The sequence below is a fragment of the Streptomyces sp. NRRL F-5630 genome (assembly GCF_000719475.1).
Taxonomy (GTDB): domain Bacteria; phylum Actinomycetota; class Actinomycetes; order Streptomycetales; family Streptomycetaceae; genus Streptomyces.
This window is the reverse complement of sequence record NZ_JOGO01000069.1, coordinates 37,130-57,383: the sequence shown is the minus strand read 5'-3', so window position 1 is coordinate 57,383 and position 20,254 is coordinate 37,130. Positions and strand designations below refer to the sequence as shown.

Annotated in this window: 16 protein-coding genes and 2 pseudogenes; 8 read left to right on the top strand and 10 right to left on the bottom strand. The window is 69.9% G+C overall.

The window, feature by feature from the left end; translation table 11 throughout:
- Positions 1-114: 114 nt before the first annotated feature.
- Together IF99_RS0124825 and IF99_RS0124820 are read right to left on the bottom strand one after the other, a co-directional pair.
- Positions 115-1,077, bottom strand: coding sequence for a hypothetical protein (locus IF99_RS0124825; protein ID WP_030999518.1), 963 nt, complete (start codon positions 1,075-1,077; stop codon positions 115-117).
- A 56-nt stretch (positions 1,078-1,133) separates the two neighbouring features.
- The gene (locus tag IF99_RS0124820) at positions 1,134-1,496 is read right to left on the bottom strand and encodes a helix-turn-helix domain-containing protein (protein WP_030999515.1); all 363 of its coding nucleotides are present in this window, start codon (positions 1,494-1,496) and stop codon (positions 1,134-1,136) included.
- A gap of 539 nt (positions 1,497-2,035) precedes the next feature.
- Here IF99_RS0124820 and IF99_RS0124815 point away from each other — a divergent pair.
- Entirely contained in the window at positions 2,036-4,543 is a 2,508-nt protein-coding gene (locus IF99_RS0124815) for an ATP-binding protein (protein WP_234340841.1), read from the top strand.
- Positions 4,544-4,876: 333 nt separating this feature from the next.
- On the opposite strand, the pseudogene IF99_RS33685 reads toward IF99_RS0124815, so the two are convergent.
- Positions 4,877-5,684 (bottom strand): annotated as a pseudogene (locus tag IF99_RS33685) (IS5 family transposase).
- Positions 5,685-5,956: 272 nt separating this feature from the next.
- Here IF99_RS33685 and IF99_RS0124805 point away from each other — a divergent pair.
- The 4 genes and pseudogenes from IF99_RS0124805 (at position 5,957) to IF99_RS0124790 (ending at position 9,489) form a co-directional block, all read left to right on the top strand.
- Positions 5,957-6,427 (top strand): DIP1984 family protein, encoded by a 471-nt coding sequence (locus tag IF99_RS0124805; protein ID WP_030999511.1) that lies wholly within the window; start codon positions 5,957-5,959, stop codon positions 6,425-6,427.
- 727 nt (positions 6,428-7,154) lie between these two features.
- Positions 7,155-7,775 (top strand): annotated as a pseudogene (locus IF99_RS31135) (histidine phosphatase family protein).
- 213 nt (positions 7,776-7,988) lie between these two features.
- Positions 7,989-8,687, top strand: coding sequence for an aspartate/glutamate racemase family protein (locus IF99_RS0124795; protein ID WP_030999509.1), 699 nt, complete (start codon positions 7,989-7,991; stop codon positions 8,685-8,687).
- Positions 8,688-9,102: 415 nt separating this feature from the next.
- Positions 9,103-9,489, top strand: a complete 387-nt coding sequence (locus IF99_RS0124790; protein ID WP_030999507.1) for a VOC family protein — start codon at positions 9,103-9,105, stop codon at positions 9,487-9,489.
- Positions 9,490-9,501: 12 nt separating this feature from the next.
- Here the strand turns inward: IF99_RS0124790 and IF99_RS0124785 are convergent, their stop codons facing one another.
- Positions 9,502-9,894 (bottom strand): VOC family protein, encoded by a 393-nt coding sequence (locus tag IF99_RS0124785; protein ID WP_030999505.1) that lies wholly within the window; start codon positions 9,892-9,894, stop codon positions 9,502-9,504.
- A 293-nt stretch (positions 9,895-10,187) separates the two neighbouring features.
- On the opposite strand from IF99_RS0124785, the gene IF99_RS0124780 reads away from it, so the two are divergent.
- A complete protein-coding gene (locus IF99_RS0124780) occupies positions 10,188-10,952 on the top strand; it encodes a VOC family protein (protein WP_030999503.1) in 765 nt (254 codons plus the stop codon).
- Positions 10,953-11,123: 171 nt separating this feature from the next.
- Here the strand turns inward: IF99_RS0124780 and IF99_RS0124775 are convergent, their stop codons facing one another.
- From IF99_RS0124775 to IF99_RS0124750, 5 genes are all read right to left on the bottom strand, one after another.
- A complete protein-coding gene (locus IF99_RS0124775; RefSeq protein ID WP_030999501.1) occupies positions 11,124-11,615 on the bottom strand; it encodes a nucleotidyltransferase domain-containing protein in 492 nt (163 codons plus the stop codon).
- A 290-nt stretch (positions 11,616-11,905) separates the two neighbouring features.
- Complete coding sequence (locus IF99_RS0124770; RefSeq protein WP_030999499.1) at positions 11,906-12,598, bottom strand: DUF4232 domain-containing protein; 693 nt, start codon at positions 12,596-12,598, stop codon at positions 11,906-11,908.
- A gap of 213 nt (positions 12,599-12,811) precedes the next feature.
- The gene (locus tag IF99_RS0124765) at positions 12,812-14,551 is read right to left on the bottom strand and encodes a SpoIIE family protein phosphatase (RefSeq protein ID WP_030999497.1); all 1,740 of its coding nucleotides are present in this window, start codon (positions 14,549-14,551) and stop codon (positions 12,812-12,814) included.
- 538 nt (positions 14,552-15,089) lie between these two features.
- Positions 15,090-16,181, bottom strand: coding sequence for a glutamate--cysteine ligase (locus IF99_RS0124755; RefSeq protein ID WP_199806558.1), 1,092 nt, complete (start codon positions 16,179-16,181; stop codon positions 15,090-15,092).
- Positions 16,182-16,295: 114 nt separating this feature from the next.
- Positions 16,296-17,018 carry a DUF4232 domain-containing protein gene (locus IF99_RS0124750; protein ID WP_030999494.1) on the bottom strand — a complete coding sequence of 241 codons (723 nt, stop codon included), beginning with the start codon at positions 17,016-17,018 and terminating at the stop codon, positions 16,296-16,298.
- A 230-nt stretch (positions 17,019-17,248) separates the two neighbouring features.
- On the opposite strand from IF99_RS0124750, the gene IF99_RS0124745 reads away from it, so the two are divergent.
- Positions 17,249-19,078 carry a S9 family peptidase gene (locus tag IF99_RS0124745; protein WP_037827544.1) on the top strand — a complete coding sequence of 610 codons (1,830 nt, stop codon included), beginning with the start codon at positions 17,249-17,251 and terminating at the stop codon, positions 19,076-19,078.
- Positions 19,079-19,140: 62 nt separating this feature from the next.
- Entirely contained in the window at positions 19,141-19,935 is a 795-nt protein-coding gene (locus IF99_RS0124740; RefSeq protein ID WP_030999490.1) for an SURF1 family protein, read from the top strand.
- Positions 19,936-19,998: 63 nt separating this feature from the next.
- Here IF99_RS0124740 and IF99_RS0124735 read toward each other — a convergent pair whose 3' ends face one another.
- Entirely contained in the window at positions 19,999-20,226 is a 228-nt protein-coding gene (locus tag IF99_RS0124735) for a hypothetical protein (protein WP_030999488.1), read from the bottom strand.
- Positions 20,227-20,254: the final 28 nt, after the last annotated feature.

Below are 20,254 nucleotides of genomic sequence, written 5' to 3'. Positions count from 1 at the left end.
TAGTCCGCGTGCCTGCCGCGAGCGGCCGGTACGGCGTGTGACTCTCCACCGTACCGGCTGCCACCGACAGGGCACCCGTGCGCGAAGGGGCGCGCCCGCCGGGCGCGCCCCCGGCTACTCCCCCGCGCCGCCCGCGCTCCCCGCCTCGTCGCGCCCCTCGGGGGTCTCCGCGCGGGTCGGCGCGGGGGTCTCCGGGCGGGTCGGCGCGGGGGTCTCCTCGGCGCTCTTCCTGGCGGGCGGCGTGGCGGCGGGCTTCTTGGCGGCGGCCTTCCTCGCGGCGGGCTTCGCTGCGGGCCGGGCGGCGCGCCGGGGCGCGGCCTTGCGCGGGGCGGGCGGCTCCTCGGCCGGAGCGGGCGCGGCCTCCGGGGCGGCGTCGGCGGCGGCCTCGGCAGCGGCGGCCTCGGCGGCGGCGGCCCCGGGCGCGGGCTTCGTCACGACGACCGGCTCCACCGGCTCCACCGGCCCAGTCGGCTCGGCCGACTCGGCGCGATCGAACGGCTCCCCGCGATCGAAGGGCTCGGCGCGGTCGATGGGCCCGTCGGGCTCCGGGTCGACGGCGACGCGCGGGGCGCTGGGCGCGGGGGTCCCGTCATCGTCCCCGGAGCGCGTCCCCGTGGCCGTACCGCTCTCCTGCCCGTACCCCTTCCCCTCCTCGCCGCGCCAGCCGCGTACCGCTTCCTCGCCGCGCTCGGCGACCTTCTCGTACGTCTCCCGCGCGCGCACCGCGTACTCGGCGGCGAGCCCGAAGCCGCGCAGCGCGATGCCCTGCGCGCTCTCCTGGATCCGCTTCAGCTCCGCCTCGCGGCTTTCCCGCGAGGAGAAGGCGGAGACGACCTCGGTGACGGCGGCCCGCGCGACGGCCTGCGCCTCGCGGGCACGGGCGACGGCGCGGTCCTGGATCTCCTTGGGGTCGCTCTCGCGCACCGCCTGGACACGGGCGGGCGCCTCGGCGCGGATCTGGTCGAGCAGGGCGGGCAGCCGGAGCGCCTGCTGGACCGCGAGTTCGGCGGTACCGGCGGCGAAATAGAGGGGGGTCGGGTCGGTGAGTGTCGTGCGCAGATCGTCGGTGATGGCCATGGCGTGGTCCTCCCGGAACACGAGTGAGGGTGAGTGCCTGGCAGTACGGGTGCCGGTCAGTCGTCTTCCACGGGGACGCCGTTCTCCCTGCGGAAGGAGTCGTAGATCTGGAGCAGTACTTCCTTCTGGCGCGCCGTCAGCGTGGGGTCGGCGAGCAGCACGGCCCGGGTCTCGGCCTCGGCCCGTTCCCGCTCGTCGAGAATCCCCGCCTGCACGTAGAGCGTCTCGGCGGAGATCCGCAGGGCCTTGGCGAGCTGCTGGAGGATCTCGGCGCTGGGCTTGCGCAGCCCGCGCTCGATCTGGCTGAGATACGGATTCGACACCCCGGCCGCGTCGGCGAGCTGGCGCAGCGACAACCGCGCCGCCCGCCGCTGCTCCCGCAGGAACTCCCCAAGTCCCCCCACATCAAGCGAAACCATGCCCCGATGCTGCCCCACCTTGCTAACTATTGCAAGCGCCCTGCTAGCGGCGGCTAGCAGCCGAGGCCGGGCAGGGGTGAGACAGCGCGATAGATGTCGCATTTGCGCGATAACTGTCGTCATCCGGGCCCGGCCTCTCGGTGCAGGCGTACTCAGGACGCCCTTCACGGGTCACCGGGAAGCGGCGTTGCCTGAGGGCTCCGCCAGGGTGCTCGTCGTGGACGAACCGATGGAGCCTGTCCACGATCAAGATCGTGAGCTGGGGATGGTGGTCAACTGCGCACCCACTGGTTTGGCGCACACGAAGCCGTGGTCCCGGATGCTCAGCCGTTCTTCCACCTGGCTCGCCCTTGAACACTCAAGCCTCGCAGCATAGTCCGGCCCAGAGAGGGCGCTTTTGAAGGAATAGGCCGAAGGTGATGCACATCACCTCAAGGTCACCTATCATTGCCTCTCATCGCGTCAAGAGACAGACAAGTCCTGGGGGATACATGAGTTCAAGCGCCACTCGACTCACTTGCTTCGCACTCCTCTCCGCCATGGAAGAGGATCTGCGAAATGCTATTCTGGGGGCGCATGAGGAAGGTGAGGATCCCCGAGTCGCCCTGGGCGTAGACAGTTACGATCGAGCGGCGATCCGCATTACACGAGAAATGGGAGCCAAAGCGCAACTCTCAATAGCCAGCTTGGTTCCCTATCTAGATTTTGCTGAATCGTATGAAGTTCTTTCCAAGAAAAAGAAAGAGCTCCCTGAGCAGGCTCAAGAGTCTCTGCGCATTTTTGCACCCTATCTAGGGCAGTTGACGCAGGTTCGAAATAGGGTTGCACACACGCGGCCCATGGAAATCGACGACCTAGCAGTCGTGCATGACGTAGCCAGAAACGCCTTTTCCGTGGCGTCGAGCTTCTGGGTTCACCTTAGCGGTACGCTTTCCAAGCTCCAGACGGACCCTGCATACGTCCTGGGTCTGACCATTAACCTAGTAACAGATCCAGACACCGCCCCTCAACACAACCTTCCGGCGCCAGATTTTGATGAGACTGGATTCTTTGGTCGCCGAGCGGAACTCGATCGAATAAAAAAAGCAATTAAGGGCGCCTATCCGGTGGTTTCCATCCTGGGAGATGGTGGAATTGGCAAGACATCTATCGCGTTGAAGGCCGCATACGAGCTGCTGGATGATCCCAAGAATCCGTTCGAAGCTCTCGTTTGGGTAACCGCGAAAGCAACCATGCTTACGGTGAACGAGATCCAGCGAATCAGTGGAGCCATCGAAAATTCTTTGGGCCTCTTCGCCTCTGCGGCCGAACAGCTAGGAGGGGCTGAAGCCAAGCGGGCAGCCGACCCAGCTGCTGAGGTTCTGTCGTACCTGGAGCATTTTAAGGTGCTCCTTATCCTGGACAACATGGAGACCGTTCTAGATCAGAGGCTCCGTGACTTCTTGCTCGATCTCCCCATGGGGAGCAAGGTAATTATTACCAGTCGGATCGGATTGGGCATCGAAAACCCAGTCTCCTTGAAACCGCTGTCGAATGATGATTCGACTCGACTTTTGCTGAAACTTGCTCGCGTTCGTAATGTTGATGCTCTGCAGGGGCTCCGCCCTCACTCCTTGAACGGCATGGTGCAAGCCATGAAGGGGCACCCGGCTTACATTAGATGGTTCGTGGCCGGCGTGCAGTCGGGTCTGCGCCCTGAAGATCTACTGCGCGAGAATGATCTTCTACTCGACTTCTGCATGTCGAACGTATATGGACACCTGAGCGAGAGCGCTCGTTCCGTCCTGCGGTCGATGCAAGTGCTCCCCGGGAGACGAAGCCAAGCCGAGCTGGCGTTCCTCAACGAATATTCTGCGGGTGAAATCCAAACAAGCTTGCTGGAGCTGATGTCCACAAACTTTATTCAAATGCAAGGCACGTCAACGGATCAAGCCACAGAATCTACTTACCAACTCGCAGATTTTGGTAAACAGTACCTGGATAAGAGGCATTCGGTAGGATCGCTACAGCGAGTTATGTATGAGGGGCGGAGCCGAGAGCTTTCGGACCTCGGTATGAGACTTCAGGCGGAAAGTACAGCATCCCCTTACGATCCTCGAACTCTTGATGTTCAAGGGCCGGGCCATTTCAGCACCGCCCGGCTCCTCCGTGATGCCTTGAGAAGTTACGATCGAGGTGAGGCTGATGAGGCGTTGCTAATCTGCCACGAAGCACAGATGCTATCGCCGGGATACCACGAGTCATGGCGCATTGAAGCCTACATCCAGACTGGCCTACGCGACGTAAGCTCAGCTCGTGCTGCATACGAGCGGGCGAATGAGATTGCCCCTGAATCAGCCACATTGTGCTACCTATACGGGTCTTTCCTTGTAAACGAGGGAGTGGATCCTGGCTTGGGGCTTAAACTTCTGCAGAGCGCCGCTAAACTTGCGCAAGTCCCGCCAGCGGTGGCGAATGAGATTGCGTGGGCCCATATTCAGTTGGGTGATTTCGACGCGGCAATCACCAGTGCATCACACGCCATTACGTTGAAGCCGGACTCATATGAAGGTTCAGTGGCGATGGCTATTGGTATGCGGGCTGGCGTCTATGAAGCAGAAAAAAGAGTCACCAATGCTCAATATGAATCTGCAGTGGAGATAATTGAGGCAGCGGCGAATCTCGCAGATTCGGGCCGGAGCGAGATGCTGGTCGGCGAACCAGCGGACCGAGCGGTGCAGTTGATCGATTTGAGCGAGCGTTTGCTTCGGAGGATGGATGATGACTTTCTAATTGAGAGTCTCGAAAATTTTTCAGCTCGGCTCAAAGATCGGTTGCGAGCAACTGATCCGGCGCTCGTAGAGCGGCGCGTGGGGACGGTTACGCGAGTCCTCCAAGAGAAGATGTACGGGTTCACGCGGTCATGGGGGAGAGACTACTTCTTTCATGTGAAGGAGTTGCTGGACGAGGGGGAGTGGTCCTATCTCGATTCCGGCTCATCCATTGCCTTCTATCCCGACGAAGGGCAGAAGGGACTTCGAGCTACAGCCGTGCGCTGGCTAGGCTGAATCAAGGTCGCGGATGTGCCCTGGCCAACATCTAGCTCGCCGACTCTCATTTGATGACATTGGGGTCAGCTGAACGGCCGGGGAAGAATCACTGGAGTCACATGGGCAGGCCACCTGGCCACTGCAGCAGCGCACTGGCTGGCGCAAGTCGCAGAGCCGGCCCTTTCCCAGACAGGGAGTTCTTTCCTCCCGAAACGATCGAATCGGATTCGCCTCTTGCGCCTGCTCCCATTGAGAGGACGGCTCCGCCGAGCGGCTGCAGTTCTAGAGTGTTGCAGCCGTCTGTGCCCGAACAGCCCGGACAGCGTCCACTCAAGCTGTCCGGACTTTTAGTTAAGACCGTCCTAAATGGTCAGTTTTTCGGAGCCGTTTGTAGCAGCAGAGGGCTGCGGCCAGTCCGAGGAAACCAGGTAGTTGCCAGGGGCGCGCTCGTAGCGGTGGTTGAGCCGGCGGTAGCCGGTCAGCCAGGACATGGCGCGTTCGATGACCAACCTCAGGCGGCCGAGTCGCTCGCCGGACTCCACTCCCTTGCGGGCAATGCGGACGCCGATGTGCTTGCCCCATAGCCATCGCCGCAGGTGAGGCACGTCGTACGTCTTGTCAGCAGGGAGGCGTTGAGGCTTGGACTCGTTCGCATGGGATTCGTGTCCCATGTGGAAATGGGACACCATCGGCTTCAGGGCGAGGCTGTCGTGGATGTTGACCGCGGAGAGCCCGACGCGTAGGGGCAGTCCGTTCGCATCCGACAGGACATGCATCCTGGAACCGGGCCTACCCCGGTCCACGGGGCTCGGACCTGCAAGTTCGCCCCCTTTTTAGCGCGGACATGGGCCGAGTCGAGGACCGCGCGCGACAGATCGAGCAGGTCCTGGCCATCCAGGAGCTGGCGTACCTTCTGATGCAGCTGCCCCCACACCCCGGCCCGGGACCAGATGAGGAACCGGCGATGCACGGTCGACTTCGAGGCCCCGAAACACGGCGGCAGGGCCCGCCAGGCGCAGCCACTGACCAGCACGTAAATGACCGCAGCGAAGACCGCCTCGTCATCGATGTTCGCAACCCCACCGCCCTGCGGACGCACTCGCGTCGGTGGCAGCAGCGGCCTCGCGGTCTCCCACAGGCCATCCGGAACTGTCTCCACATGTCCCGCACAACTGCCAACTGACCATGTAGGACACGGCCTTAGACCATGCCCTGCGCGGCGAGACGGATGCCCTGTCGCACTGAGCCAGTCGCCTTCCCACTACCACTCGTTCTCGTCCGTGCTGTCGGATTCTCATTCATGACCCTTCGCGTGGCCGCCCCTGCCCTCCTCTCATGGCTGGCCAGAGCTCCGAGAGATCAAAATTTGGATGCGTACAAGCCGGTTCGCATTCGTATACTCGTGCGAGTCCATGGAAGGGAGGCGGGACAGTGAAGCTTGCTGAGGCACTGGCAGAACGCGCGGAGGCAACGCGCCGCGTAGAACAGCTGCGAGCGCGCGTCGTCAGCAGTGCGCGGTACCAGGAGGGGGAGACACCCGCCGAGGACGCGGCTCAGCTGTTGGCTGAGGCCAGTGAGGTGCTCAATACCCTGGAAGCGTTGATTCGACAGATCAACCGGACCAATGCCACGGTGGAGATGGGTCCGGACGGCACGCTCACCGATGCGCTCGCGCGCCGGGACATCCTGCGGTTGCGTCACTCGGTGGTCACCGCAGCGGCGGACGCGGCCGCGGGTAAGGGTGACCGGGGATACGGCCGACAGCTCCGGTCCGAGCTGACGATGCTTTCCGCGCTTCCGGTCGCGGAACTGCGTAGTCAGGCGGATGCACTCGCCCGGGAGATCCGCGAGGTCGATGTGCGGATCCAGCGTACGAACTGGGAAGTCGATCTGATGGACTGAGCAGTCCAGCTGTCCGGGACGATGTGGAGCGGGTAGCAGCTTCGGAGGCGTGCACACACCGAGGGCTGGCGGTTTTCCAACCCACTCCTGGCGCGTGAAGAGCAACGCGGGGGTTCGACTCCCCATCAGACAGCGCAGCTCAGCACCGTGTACAGGTAAAGGTGCACATAGCACAGCACATCACCACGTGCAGATCCGAGACTGCGAGGGCGGGTTCGGGGCTTTCCACATCGCGGCACTCATGGAGGACGATGTTCTCCGGCTGCTGCCAGGTCGTTTGAGACCGCTGTCCGCAGGCGTTCCCAAACGACCTGGCAGGCTCGTTGGTCAACCACTCGCCGCACGCCGGACGTTGCGACAGGAGAGCGGGTGGGCCAAGCCCTGGGAGAGAGGCTGCATCCCTCACCGCCAGAGCGGAGTCGACACTCCCCGCTGCCGTCGGGAGATGTGAGCTTCATGCGGAATCCCTTTGCCGCGCGACATCTTGTGGGCCTGCGACGGGAACGTCTCCCTCTTGATCGTAGGGACTGGGGCCGCGTGAACGACTACCTGACCAACCCGCCAGGCCGTCGCCTTCGCCTTCGCCTTGTTGGTTCCAATTCCTGCTGAAGAACATGGTGCGTGACCGTCCGGCCTGACTCAAGTAAGCGAGGGCAGCTGCGGACAGCAGTGGGGCCCCAGGAAGCACACCCAACTCACCCAAGCGATTCGGGCGGCGAGAGCTTGCGTGGCCACAACCACTCGCTACCTCTACCTCACTCGGCACGGTGAAGCGTCAGAGGACGAGACGACGCTGACGGAGAGCGGCCGGCGCCAAGCCGTTCTGCTCGGTGAACGGCTCCGGAACACCCCGCTCTCGGCGATCTACCACGGTCCGCTGCCCAGGGCGGAGCAAACGGCCCGGCTGATCGGCGCACAACGGGGCGACACCCCACTGCACCAGTCAGAGTTAGCAGGCGACTACATCCCCCACCTGCTGAAGAAGGACGAACTGCCGCCGGATTCGGCCGACGCCATGCTCACCTTCCTCGCCCTGGTCCCGGAGGAAGAACGCACCCGCGGTCCGGCACTGGCCTGAGAAGCACTCGCAGAGTTCACGGGTCCGGCAGACGGCGATCGTCCCCGCCATGAACTGGTCGTCACGCACAACTTCCTCATCGGATGGTTGATCCGAGCCGCCTTCGACGCACCCGAATGGCGCTGGATGGGCCTCGACCACGGCAACGCAGCTCTGACCGTCATCCGATACGCACCCGGCAGGCCGGCCTCCGTGCTGTTCTACAACGACATGCGGCACCTGCCCGCAGAACTGCGCTGGACCGGATTCCCGCCCGAACTGCACCTCTGACCAAGAAGGCCGTTTGCTCAGATTTGAGTGAGACGACCTCGCGAAACCAGTCGCACTCGAAGCCGGGCGCACTCGAAGCCGGGCGCCGCAGGTCGGGGCACCGTCTCACGCGGACTTGTCCGAGACCGGACAACAGGTGCCGCGAGGGCGGGCGGTCCCGCTGCCGTCGGGCTCTCGCTCCTCGGGCGGGGGAGGGCGTGGGAGAGTGGGGTGATGAAGACCATCGGGTTGATCGGCGGCATGAGCTGGGAATCGACGGCCGAGTACTACCGGCTGCTCAACGAGCGGGTCCGGGAGCGGCTGGGCGGCCTCCACTCCGCCAAGTGCGTCCTGTACTCGGTCGACTTCGCCGAGATCGAGCGGCTGCAGGTAGCCGGGCTCTGGGACGAGGCCGGCGACGTACTCGCCGAGGCCGCCCGGTCCCTCCAGGCGGCTGGTGCGGACCTGCTGCTGATCTGCACCAACACGATGCACAAGGTCGCCCGTCAGGTGGAGGCTGCGGTGGACGTTCCGCTGCTGCATCTCGCCGACGCGACGGCATCCGCGGTGCGGACCGCTGGTCTGCGCCGGGTGGGGCTGCTGGGCACCGCGTTCACCATGGAGCAGGACTTCTACCGCGACCGCGTGGCCGGGCACGGCCTGGAGGTCCTGGTGCCGGACGCGGACGACCGGGCCCTCGTCCACAAGGTGATCTACGAAGAGCTCTGCCTGGGCATCGTCAGGGAGGAGTCCCGCGCGGCCTACGGCGAGGTGATCAGCCGGCTCGTGGCCTCCGGCGCGGAGGGCGTCATCCTCGGCTGCACCGAGATCGAACTCCTCATCGGCCCGGAGCACAGCCCGGTCCCTGTCTTCCCCACCACCCGCCTGCACGCCGAGGCCGCCGTCGCCGAGGCGTTCGCGCCCGGGCAGTAGCCCGGGCTCGCACTTCCTCCGCCGCGCCCGGCCACCTGGACCTGCCCAGCCTGCCCACAAGCTCCTCCACCCGACCCCGGTCCGCCGGACGAGCGGAGCGGTGACGACAGCCCCGCCTCCGCGCACAGGCCCCGGGTAAACGCCTCGCCCGGCGCGACCCGGCGCCGGGATACTGCCGCCATGGCCGTCGCCGAGCAGTTCGCCCGCGTCCCGGCCAGGTGTCCCGCCGCGTGCCGCCGGGCGTCGGTGTGCGGCCGTGGCGTCGGCGGACGGGGACCCTCCGGGGGCGGACTCGCCCGGCCGGGGAGGGGCACCAGGAGACGGCCGAGCGGCTCCAGCCCCCCACCCCCGGTGGGGACGGCCCTTCACCCATCGATCCGGTGGTACCGGCCCCGGCCCGTCGAGAGGATCACGTATGACCAGCCGATTCACCGAACTCGCCGTGGACTGCGTCGATCCGCGCGCGCTCGCGCGGTTCTGGTGCGAGGTGCTCGGTTACGAGGTGTACGAGGACGAGGGCGGCGAGTACGTGTCGATCGGCGCGCCCGGGACGGGGGCCCGGCGCCCCGGGGACGCGCCGCCCTCGCTCGCCTTCGCGCGGGTTCCCGAGGGCAAGGCGGTCAAGAACCGGTTGCACATCGACGTCAATCCGAGCGATCGCGAGCAGGCCGCCGAGGTCGAGCGGCTGCTCGCGCTCGGGGCGCGGCACGTGGACGTGGGCCAGGGGGACGAGGTGTCGTGGGTGACCCTCGCCGATATCGAGGGAAACGAGTTCTGCGTGCTCGCGCGGCGGGTGGAGTGACGGCAGCACCGCTCAGCCCTCCGCTTCCCCCTCCTTCCGGACGATGCAGAAGGGGTGGCCCGCCGGGTCCGTGAGGACGCGGGCGCGGGCCGGGTCGTGGGGCTGGTGGCCGGGTACGGCGGCGCCGAGGGCGAGGAGGCGGGCCTCCGTCTCGGCCAGGTCCTCGTCGACCTCGTAGCAGAGGTGGACCTGCTGCGGGACGTCCTGCCCCGGCCAGCTCGGCGGCCGGTAGTCCTCGACGGGCTGGAAGCCGAGGACGAAGCCGTCGGGTCCGGTGAGCGCGGCGAACTCCGCACCCGACTCCGGGTGCGGGGCGAGCCCCGTCGCCTCCCGGTAGAAGGCCGCGAGGGCGAGCGGGTCGGCGCAGTCGAGAGTGATGGCGACGGGACGCAGGTACGGGGGCACGGGGGGACTCCTCGGCGGGGGCAACGGAACGGCTCCCCGGTCGGCGGGAGGCTCCTGGGCCGGCTGCTCCCCGGTCGGCGGGGCGGGGCTCTTCGGTCGGCGGGGGCGCCCGGGCCGGCCCCGGTCCCCCGGTCGGCGGGGGCTCCCGCACGGTACCGAGGAGGCGCCCGGACCGTACGGGCGCGCCCCCGCGACCGCCGTACTGACGTGCGCCCAGGTGGCGGCGTGTCAGGTGGCAGCGGACTCGTCCAGGCCGTCAGGGTGTGGGACGAATCCCACGAAAGGGGCGCAAGGTGCCTGAAATCACCAGCCCGTACGCGACCGGCACGCCGTGCTGGGTCGACCTGATGGCGAAGAACCAGCAGAACGCGATCGACTTCTACGGCGACCTGCTCGGCTGGCAGGGGCGGCCGGGGTCCGGCGGGTACGCGATCTGCGAGCTGCGGGGGAAGGCCGTGGCCGGTATCGGCGCGGTCCCCGAGGACCAGCCGGAGACGCCGAACGTCTGGACCACCTACTTCGCGGCCACCGACGCCCCGGCGACGCAGGACACGATCGCCGGTGCGGGCGGCTCGCTCCTCGCGCCGGTCATGGACGTCGGCGACCTGGGCCGGATGCTCATCGCGGCCGACCCGCAGGGCGCGGCCTTCGGCGTCTGGCAGGCGGGCGAGTTCGCCGGGGCGCGGCTCGTCAACGAGCCGGGCACGCTGATCTGGAACGAGCTGCACACGGCCGACGTGCCCACCGCCGCCGCCTTCTACGGGGAGGTGTTCGGCATGAACTTCGAGCCGGTGGAGGGCGTCGAGGCGTACTGGGCGATCAAGGTCGCGGGGAAGACGGTGGGCGGCGCGACGCAGCTCAAGAACGATCCGCCCGGCACCTCGGCGCACTGGCTGACGTACTTCTCCGTGGACGACGTCGACTCCACGGCGGACGCGCTGATCCGCCGCGACGGCACGGTGCTCGCGGCGCCCTTCGACATGGTGGCGGGCCGGATGGCGGTCGTCGCCGACCCCGAGGGCGCGCGGTTCGCGCTCATCAAGCCGCCGTCGCGGTAACGGCACGGCGCGCGCGGGACCGGGGTCCGGACGTGGGGCGGGGTGACGGGACGCGGGGCGGGGCGCGGGACGAGGGCGCGGGGGCGGCTCCGCGAGGTGACCACCCGCTCACCTCGCGGGACCCCTTCGGGGCTCGTCCCGGCACCGTCCTGGCCTCGTCCCGTGGGTCGTTCAGTACGGGGTGCGCACCCCGAACACCTGCCGCAGCCGGGCCATGTCCGCCACGTCGTGCGGCCTCGGCTCGTAGCCGGTGTGGAAGAGGACCTGTTGCGCCACCGAGAGGCAAGGGACCGGCGTCCCCGCGATCGTGCCCGTCACGAAGCACTCCGCCCGGTACGGGAAGGGGCGGCCGGGCTCGAAGGACTCCTGCCGGGCCGAGCCGTCGGCGGCGAAGACGAGCGGGTGCAGGTCGGCCGCGCGGCCGTCCGGGGCGGTCATGACATGCCGTACGGGCCGCTGGTCCTCCGTCTCCGCGAAGCCGTCCGCCCCGAGCGCGGCCACGACGGCGGCCTCGTCCTGACGCCGGTAGGCGAGATCGACGTCCTGGTGCGTCCGGGTCCGCTCACCGAGGAGCGCGTCGATCCCCCAGCCCCCCGCGACCCACACGGGCGCGTCGGCCCGGCGCAGCAGAGCGAGCACGGCGAGAACCTGCTCGGCGGTCATCACCCGGGCAGGGTAAGCGCGCGGTCACGACGGGGCGAGGGGATTTCGCACGGGGGGCCGACGCCGGGCTCGGCTGTCCTCGCCCGCCTCCCCCGTGACGCCCAACTCTCCGCCCTGCGGCAGATCCTGACCCGCGAGAAGTCGTCGCGGAGGTCGTGCGCCGCGCGGCGGGCGCGGGCTGCCCGGCTGGTACGTGAGGGCGGGCTGCGTCCGCGAGGGGAAGGCGGCGCGGTGGCGGGAGGCGCGGCCGGAGCTTCGGGTGCGCGCGGGGCCGGAGTCGGCCGCGTAGCTCACTGCTTGCCCGCGCCCACGGGGTCCACGACGAGGAGGCCGGGCTTGTCGGCGCCCGCCTCGATGCTGAAGCCGACCGAGAGACGCTGCGTGTGGGTCTCGTTGGGCGGGGTGACGTCGACGGCGTTGATGAAGACGCCGGAGTTGCCGCTCCGGCTCGGCGGGTAGTGGAGCGTGAAGCGGGTCGTGTCACCGGACTTGAGGGTGACGGCGGGCGGCGTCATGGCGCTGCGCTCGGCGCTGAGCGGCGCCCCGGCCTCGTCGGAGCGGATGTCGATGCCCGGGAAGCCCTTGAGCGCGCAGGCGTCGCCGCTCGTGTTGCGCATACTGACGACGAGGGTGCCTTCGCCCATGCCGTGCGCCGTGTCGAAGGCGAGGTTCTCGGTCTTGCAGGCCCCGGCGCTGATCTGGCCGCCGTCGCTGCCCTGGGACACGTCGGCGCCGGAGGAGGCACCGGAACCGGAGGAGTCGTTCGCGGAGCCGTGGGAGGTGCCGGCCGCCTTGGCCCCGCCCGTGGCGCTGCCGCCACCCCCGGAAGCCGCGTCGGTGCCGGAGCCGGTCTGCGGGCGGCCCGTGGCGGCGGACGAGGAGTCGCCCCCGGCGGCGTCGTCGCCGGAGCCGCCTCCGCAGGCGGTGAGGGAGAGCCCCGCGAGGAGCGCGACGGCGGCGAGGGGGAGCTTCTTGACCCGCATGGGACTTCCTTCGTTCGTTCGGTGCGCCTTTCCGGTCAAGAGGATCACGGGACCGCCCCGAACCGTTCCGCCCCTCCCCCCTCTCGTACACGCCTGTGACACGCACCGCCCCCCCCACCACCGATGTGACGCGCCCACGCTGCCACGGCGCCGCCCGACGGGGCCGGTGGGGCGGAAAGCCGGCATGTGGAGGCGTCCACGTGAGAGCGACTTTCAGCCTGACCGGTCGGCAGAGGGTGTGCGCAGCGCGATCATGGCGACGTCGTCATCGTTGTCGCTGGGGCGGACCTGGTCCAGAAGCTGGTCGCAGAACGGGTTGAGGGGGCGGTGGGCGAGGGAGGCGGCGTGTCGACGCAGCCGGTCGAGTCCGCGATCGATGGAGTGGTGCCGGGACTCGACCAGCCCGTCGGTGTAGAGCAGGAGGGTGGCTTGGGGCGGCAGGACGGTGACGGCGTCCGAGCGAGATCTGGTGGCTCCGGTGCCGAGGAGCATGCCGTGCGCCTCGTCGAGGTAGCGGGTCCGGCCGTCGTGAGTGACGAGCAGGGGCGGCGGGTGGCCGGCGTTCGTCCAGCGCAGGCGCCAGAACTGGTCGTCACCGCGTGTGAGCGTGGCAAGGATCATGGTGGCCACGGGTACCTCGGCTATGTGCATCACCGCCTCGTCGAGCTGTGTGACGACGGCACTGGGCGCGGCCTCGGGGTGGGACCAGGCGAAGGCGCGCAGCATGTTGCGGATCTGCGCCATACCCGCCGCGGCGTCGAGATCGTGTCCGACGACGTCGCCGATGGCCAGGGCGTGGACGGGCTCGGTCAGGGCGAAGGCGTCATACCAGTCACCGCCCACGGAGGAGGCGTCCGGAGCGGGTACATACCGCGCGGTCATCTCCACGCCTGGCAGGACGGGCAACTGGGGCAGCAGGTGGCGTTGCATGGTCTCGGCGACCTTGCGCTGACGCTGGTACAGGCGCGCGTTGTCCAGTGCCAGGCCCGCCCGGCGGGTGAGGTCCTCCAGCAGCGGCAGGTCGGCGGGGGTGAAGGCGTCAGGACGCTGCGCGCGCCCCAGGGTCAGGGCACCGAGAACGTCGCGCAGGCCCCGAATGGGGGCGATCAGGGCGGAATGCATACCTGTCGCGGTGAAGAGACGCTGCTGCTCGACCGCGATGCCCGAATCGGGCGGACCCTGGTAGGTGGCAGGGCCGGCGAGGGAGGAGGAGGCACCGCGCAACGCCCGGGACAGAGGCATCGGCGACTCCGCGGGCACCGGGGGCATCGGCCCTCGCAGGTCCTCCCGCTCGATGAGAACGCCGTCCTTGTGCTCCATCACGAGAACACGTCGCACCTCGTCACGTTCGGTGAGCAGGTCGAACACGGCCCAGTCCGCGAGCCGGGGCACGGTCAGGGCCGCGAGTCGGCGCAGTGCCTCGTCCACGTCCAGGGTGGAGGTGAGCTGCGTGGTCGTCTCCGCCAGCAGGGCCAGGCGGTCCAGTTCCGTCAAGGGCACGGATTGCTCACCGTCGCCGGGGCGCACGTCCGGCTGCTTCGGCTCGTACAGCAGCGCCAACGCGCCTTCGCCACCCGGATCGGGGGTGTAGGGCGTGACCAGCCAGGACAACTGGACGAGAGTTCCGTCCCCCCGGACGAACCACTCCCCGTCGCCCTGCCCGGTGTCCCCCGTGAGGAGCGCTTTTCTTATCCGGCAGCGCGTACGCGGCATCGAGTGCCCGTATCTGTCCCGGTGCAGCAGGTCGTGGGAGTCCTGGCCGACCAGCGCGGAGGCATCCCGGCCCAGCAGGCTCAGCGCCGCGCTGTTGACAGCGACGATGAGGCCGTCCTCGTCGACTGCGACGGCCGGCGCCCGCAGGTTCCGCAACGTTTCGTCGAGCAGGGCGCCAGAACGCGCCTGCCACCGGGACGGGGGACCATCGCCCCTGCCCGGAGCGGCGAAGCCGTCCATGCGCCTCCTCTGTTCAGACCCGCGTCGCACCGTCGGCGTCGGTCTCGCCTGGGTCACGGCGGCCGAGCACGCTGAGCACGACGCTGTTCTCATGAGCGGCACGGGGGACCAGCTCCGCCGTGTCCTCGGTCACGCGCACTCCTCAGATGGAAGACCCTCCGGTCCATCATGCAGGAACCACCCGGCCGCCTCGACCAGCGCATTCTGTTAGAGGCTCTCACCGCCTCGTCAGGCCCACGGTCTTCACAGCCTTGCTGACGGACGTGATCGGCCGGCGCTGACCGCGCAGCGACCTCGTGGCGCGGACAGCCCTCGCCTATGACCGCGCCCGCTACCGACGGCTTCCACGCCCCCCTGTGTGCGGCTGCTCGTGCGCTTGGGGGCGGGCGGGGGACGGGTGAGCGCGGGGGCGGTGGCGGCGCCCGCGCCGTTTCGCCGCCGGGCGCGGGCCCGCCCCCGGGGACCCCCCGGGGCGTCCGCTCCGCCCCCCGGGTGCCGCGGTCCCGAGCGGCACGCGTCCGGCGCCCCGCGCCCGGTCTCACTCCCCTACGGTGTGCCTCGCGCACTCGCGGACGACGTCGCCGAGGCTGCCCGTCTCCTCGTACACCGCGCGCTGGCGTCGTGCGCCGTTGCCCTCGTGCAGCAGGCGGGAGGTCTCGGCCTCCGCGAGGTCGAGGTCGCCGTTCTCCTTGAGTGCGTCGCGCGTGTGGGCGAGGAGCGCTTCGACGACCTCGCCGGGGGTCGCGGGCGTGAGGTGGACGGGGTGGAGGAGGTCGCCGTCGAGGCCGGAGCGGGCGGCCTGCCAGGAGGCGAGGCGCAGGACCGCGGTGGGGACGGGCGCGGGCGGCACGCGCCCGGCCGCCTCGTGGGCGGCCGTGTCGACGAGGGCGCGGCACAGGGCGGCGAGGAGCGCGGGGGTGCGCGCGTCAAGGCACACGTCGGCGACGCGGATCTCGACCGTGGGCCAGCGGTGCGAGAGGCGCGCGTCGAAGTAGACCATCCCCTTGTCGCGCAGCACGCCCGTCCCGAGCATCGCCCGCACCTGGTCCTCGTACGCCTCCGGGCTGCCCGCGATGTCGTACGGGCCCGCCGAGGGCCAGCGGTTCCAGACGCGGGCGCGGTGGCTGCCGTAGGCGGTGTCCTTGCCCTGCCAGAACGGTGAGTTGGCGCTCAGGGCGAGGAGCGGGGGGAGCCAGGGGCGGATGCGGTCCAGGACGGCGACGCCCTCCGCGTCCGAGGCGACGGAGACGTGCACGTGGCAGCCGCACGTCAGCTGCTCCTGGGCCAGGGCGCCGAACTTGTCCGTGACCCAGCGGTAGCGCTCCCCGTCATTGACCTGCGGGCTCACCGGGAGCGGCGAGGTGGCGAGCGCCGCGACGCGCGCGCCCGCGCGGCGGGCGAGGGCGTCCGTCGTGGTGCGCAGGCGCTTGATCTCCTCGGCGAGCTCACCGACGTCGGCGCGCGGGCTCGTCGCGAACTCGATCTGCTGGCCGTGCAGTTCGCTCTCCACCGAGGTCTCCCGGGGGGCCGCGTCGGCCGAGGCGAGCACCGCCGCCGCTCGTGCCTTCGGCTCCCCGGTCCCCTCGTCCACGAGCAGAAGTTCTTCCTCGACGCCGACCGTCCGCACCAGGCACCACCTTTCCACTGTTCCGCCGTTTGTTTCCGTCACCACCGGTTGCCCCGCGCGGGGGCATTTGAAGCGGCGGAGTGGCGGCGCGCTCGGGTGAGGTGCGGGCGGGCCTGATCAGCCCTCGCCCTGGCCGATGCTCCCCATCGGGCCGATCACGACGGCCTGGCCCTTGTCGCCGTCCGAGACGGGCAGCGAGGGGCGGCCCGGCCAGGAGAGCTTCACGGAGTGGGTCTCGTCGGGCGGGGTGACGGTGAGGCCGGTGACGCGGACGCCGCTGCCGCCGCTCTTGTTGACCGGGTACGTGAGGGGGGCGTACGTCTTCTCGCCCGGCTTCAGCACCACCGGGCGGTCCGGGACGGACGCCTTGCCGCCGCGCTCGGCGGAGAGCGCGCCCGCGTTGGTGCTCAGGTCCGCGCCCGCGTAGGCGTTGAGGGAGCAGGGGGCGCTCCCGCTGTTCTCGAAGGTGAGCGCGACGGTGGCCGGGTCGTCGTCCCCGATGGTGGCGTCCGAGGCGGAGATCTTGAGGTCGCTCGTCAGGCACTTGCCCGTCTTGGCGCTCGCGTCCCCGCCCGAGGCGCCGGAGGAGCCCGAGGCGCCCGAGGCGCCCGAGGACGAGCCGGAGGAACCCGACGAGCCGGAGGAACCCGAGGTGGCCGGGGAGTCGCCGGTCGAGGCGGAGGACTTCTCCGCGTCCTGCCCGCCCGTCGGCGCCGAGGAGCCGGCGGCGGTGTTCTCCGCCGCGGCGGCCTTGTCGTCGCCGTCGTCGCTCTGGCAGGCGGTGAGCGAGAGACCGGTGAGGACAGCGAGGGCGGCGAGAGCGAGCTTGCGGGAGTGCATACGTTTTCCTCCGTCGAGGTGTGGGGGTGCGAACCGCTTACCTGTACGGGGACCCCGTGGACGTCCCACCCGTTCCCGCCGTCCCCACCTCGCGACGGCGTCGTGACAAGCCCGGGACAGACCACCCCGGAACGCCACCCGCACGGCCGCACGGCCGCACCGCGCCGCCCGCCGCCGCGCCACCGGGACCGGCGCCCCGCTCCCCCCGTGGAAGGGAGTTGAATGGGCCCATGACGACCGACGAGGCAGCCATGCCGGATGACGCAGCAGCCATGCCCGACTGGGAGAAGCGGTTCCGCGCCCCCCGTGTCTCCCTCCCCGAGTGGGCCGAGGACGCCCCGGACCGCGCGCTGTTCGTGTCCAACGCGACCGGGACGTACGAGCTGTACGCGTGGGACCGGGCCAACGGGGCGCAGCGGCAGGTCACCGACCGCGAGAACGGCACCACCGACGGGACGCTGAGCCCGGACGGCGAGTGGATCTGGTGGTTCGACGACCACGACGGGGACGAGTTCGGGGTGTGGCGGCGGCAGCCGTTCGCCGGGGGCGAGGACACCGAGGCGCTGCCCGGCGTCGCCCCCGCCTACTCCGCCGGGCTCGCGCTCGGGCGGGACGGGCGGACCGTCGTCGTCGGCAGTTCGAGCGACGAGCACGGTTCGCTCGTCCACGTCGTGCGCGACGGGGGCGCGCCCGTCGAGGTCTACCGGCACCGCGAGTCGGCGGGCGTCGGGGACCTCTCGTACGACGGCGGCCTCCTCGTCGTCGAGCACACCGAGCACGGGGACGCGATGCACTCCGCGCTGCGGGTGCTGGAACTCGGGGAGACGGGGGAGGTCTCGCGGACGGTCGCCGAACTCGACGACAGCGAGGGCGGGACGAAGGAACTCGGCCTCTCCGTCATGGGCTTCGCGCCTCTCGCCGGGGACTCCCGGCTCCTCGTCGGCACCCAGCGCGAGGGCCGCTGGCTGCCGATGATCTGGGACCCGGTCGCCGGTACCGAGACCGCGCTCGCCATCGACCTGCCGGGCGACGTCAGCGCTGACTGGTACGAGGACGCGTCCGCGCTGCTCGTCGCGCACAGCCACGAGGCGCGCGGCGAGCTGTACCGCTACGACCTCGCGCGGCACCGCCTGGACCGGATCGAGACCCCGCGCGGCACCGTCTCCGGGGCGGGCGCGCGCCCGGACGGCAGCGTCGAGTACCTGTGGTCCTCGGCCGCCGAGCCGCCCGTCGTCCGCTCCACGACGAGCGGCGTCGTCCTCGACCCGCCCGGCATGAGGGCCCCGGCCTCCGTGCCGGTCACGGACGCGTGGGTGGAGGGCCCCGGCGGGCGCGTGCACGCGCTCGTGCAGACCCCGCAGGGGGACGGTCCCTTCCCGACCGTCTTCGAGATCCACGGCGGCCCCACCTGGCACGACAGCGACGCCTTCGCCGCCGGGCCCGCCGCCTGGATCGACCACGGGTACGCCGTCGTCCGGGTCAACTACCGTGGCTCCACGGGGTACGGGCGGGCCTGGACCGACGCGCTCAAGCACCGCGTCGGGCTCATCGAGCTGGAGGACATCGCGGCGGTGCGCGAGTGGGCGGTCGGCTCGGGGCTCGCGGACCCCGAGCGGCTGATCCTGTCGGGCGGCTCGTGGGGCGGCTACCTCACGCTGCTCGGGATCGGCACGCAGCCGGACGCGTGGGCGGCGGGCGTCGCGGCCGTGCCGGTGGCGGACTACGTGACGGCGTACCACGACGAGATGGAGGCGCTGAAGGCGATGGACCGCACGCTCTTCGGGGGTACGCCCGAGGAGCTGCCCGAGCGGTGGGCGGCCTCGTCGCCGCTCACCTACGTCGACGACGTGCGCGCGCCCGTCTACATCTCCGCCGGGGTCAACGACCCGCGCTGTCCCATCAAGCAGGTCGAGAACTACGTCGACCGGCTGGTGGCGCGGGACCACCCGCACGAGGTCTACCGCTACGACGCGGGGCACGGCTCGCTCGTCGTGGACGAACGCGTGAAGCAGGTGCGGATGGAGCTGGACTTCGTCCGGCGGTACGTGCCGGGGGCCTGAGCCGCCGTCCGTGGTACGGGGGCGGGCGCCCGGCGTCCCCGCCCGCCCCGTACCGTGGGGGTGTGTACCGGTTCCTGCTGACTCCCCGGTGGTGGGGGATCCACGTCTTCGTCCTCCTGGCGATCCCGTTCTGCGTCTTCATGGGGTCCTGGCAGCTGAGCCGCTTCGAGGACCGGGTGGACACGCACAAGGACGCCGAGGCCACGGCCGAGGCCCACGCCGACGGGGCGGCCAGGCCGCTCGCTGAGGTCCTTCCCGTCACGAGCGAGACCTCAGGGCAGCGCACCCGCGCCACGGGCCGGTACGTCGAGCAGCTCCTCGTGCCCGACCGCGGGCTCGACGACCGCGACGGCTACTACGTGCTCGGGCTCCTGCGGACCGGCGAGGACAAGGTCCTGCCCGTCGTCCGCGGCTGGCACGAGGGCCCGGCCCCGGCGAAGGCCCCCGCCGCCCCCACCGGCACGGTCACTGTGACCGGGGCGCTCCAGCCCTCCGAGGACGCGCGCAGCACGGGCGTGCACGCGTCCGGCGGCCTCCCCGCCGGGCAGGTCGGCATCATCGGCGCGGCCTCGCTCGTCAACCTCACCTCGTACGACGTGTACGACGGCTGGATCACGCTCGACCGCGCGGAGGCGGGCCTCACCCCCGTCCCCGCGAAGACGCCGGAGGGGCACGGCCTGGATCTCAAGGCGTTCCAGAACCTCGGCTACACCGGCGAGTGGTTCGTGTTCGCGGGGTTCGTGGTCTTCATGTGGTACCGGCTCGTGCGCCGCGAGGCGGAGGCCCGCAGGGACGCGGAACTCGGCATCGCGGCGGAGGAGGAACCCCAGCCGGAGCCGGAGCCGACGAGGGTCTGAGGCGGCGGATCGCCTCCCCTCGCGGGCGGGCTCGGCTCAGGCCCTCTCGTCGGCCGGCTCCGCTCACGTCTCCTCGCGGGCCGATTCCTCCTGCTCCACGTTCGGGCGCAGGGCGTCTCCGCTCTCGCCCGGGTGGCGCGGGTGCGCGCCCCCGACGTCCTCGGCGGCCTTCTCGGCCTCTTCGCGGATCTCCTGCGCGGCCGTGCGGGGTGTCTTCCCGTCCCCGGGCTTCTCCTGCTTCGCGTCGTGCGGCACGTGGTGCTCCTTCCGCTCGTCGTCGTAGCCGGTCACCGAGGGGGTACCCGGCTCCCGCGCGCTG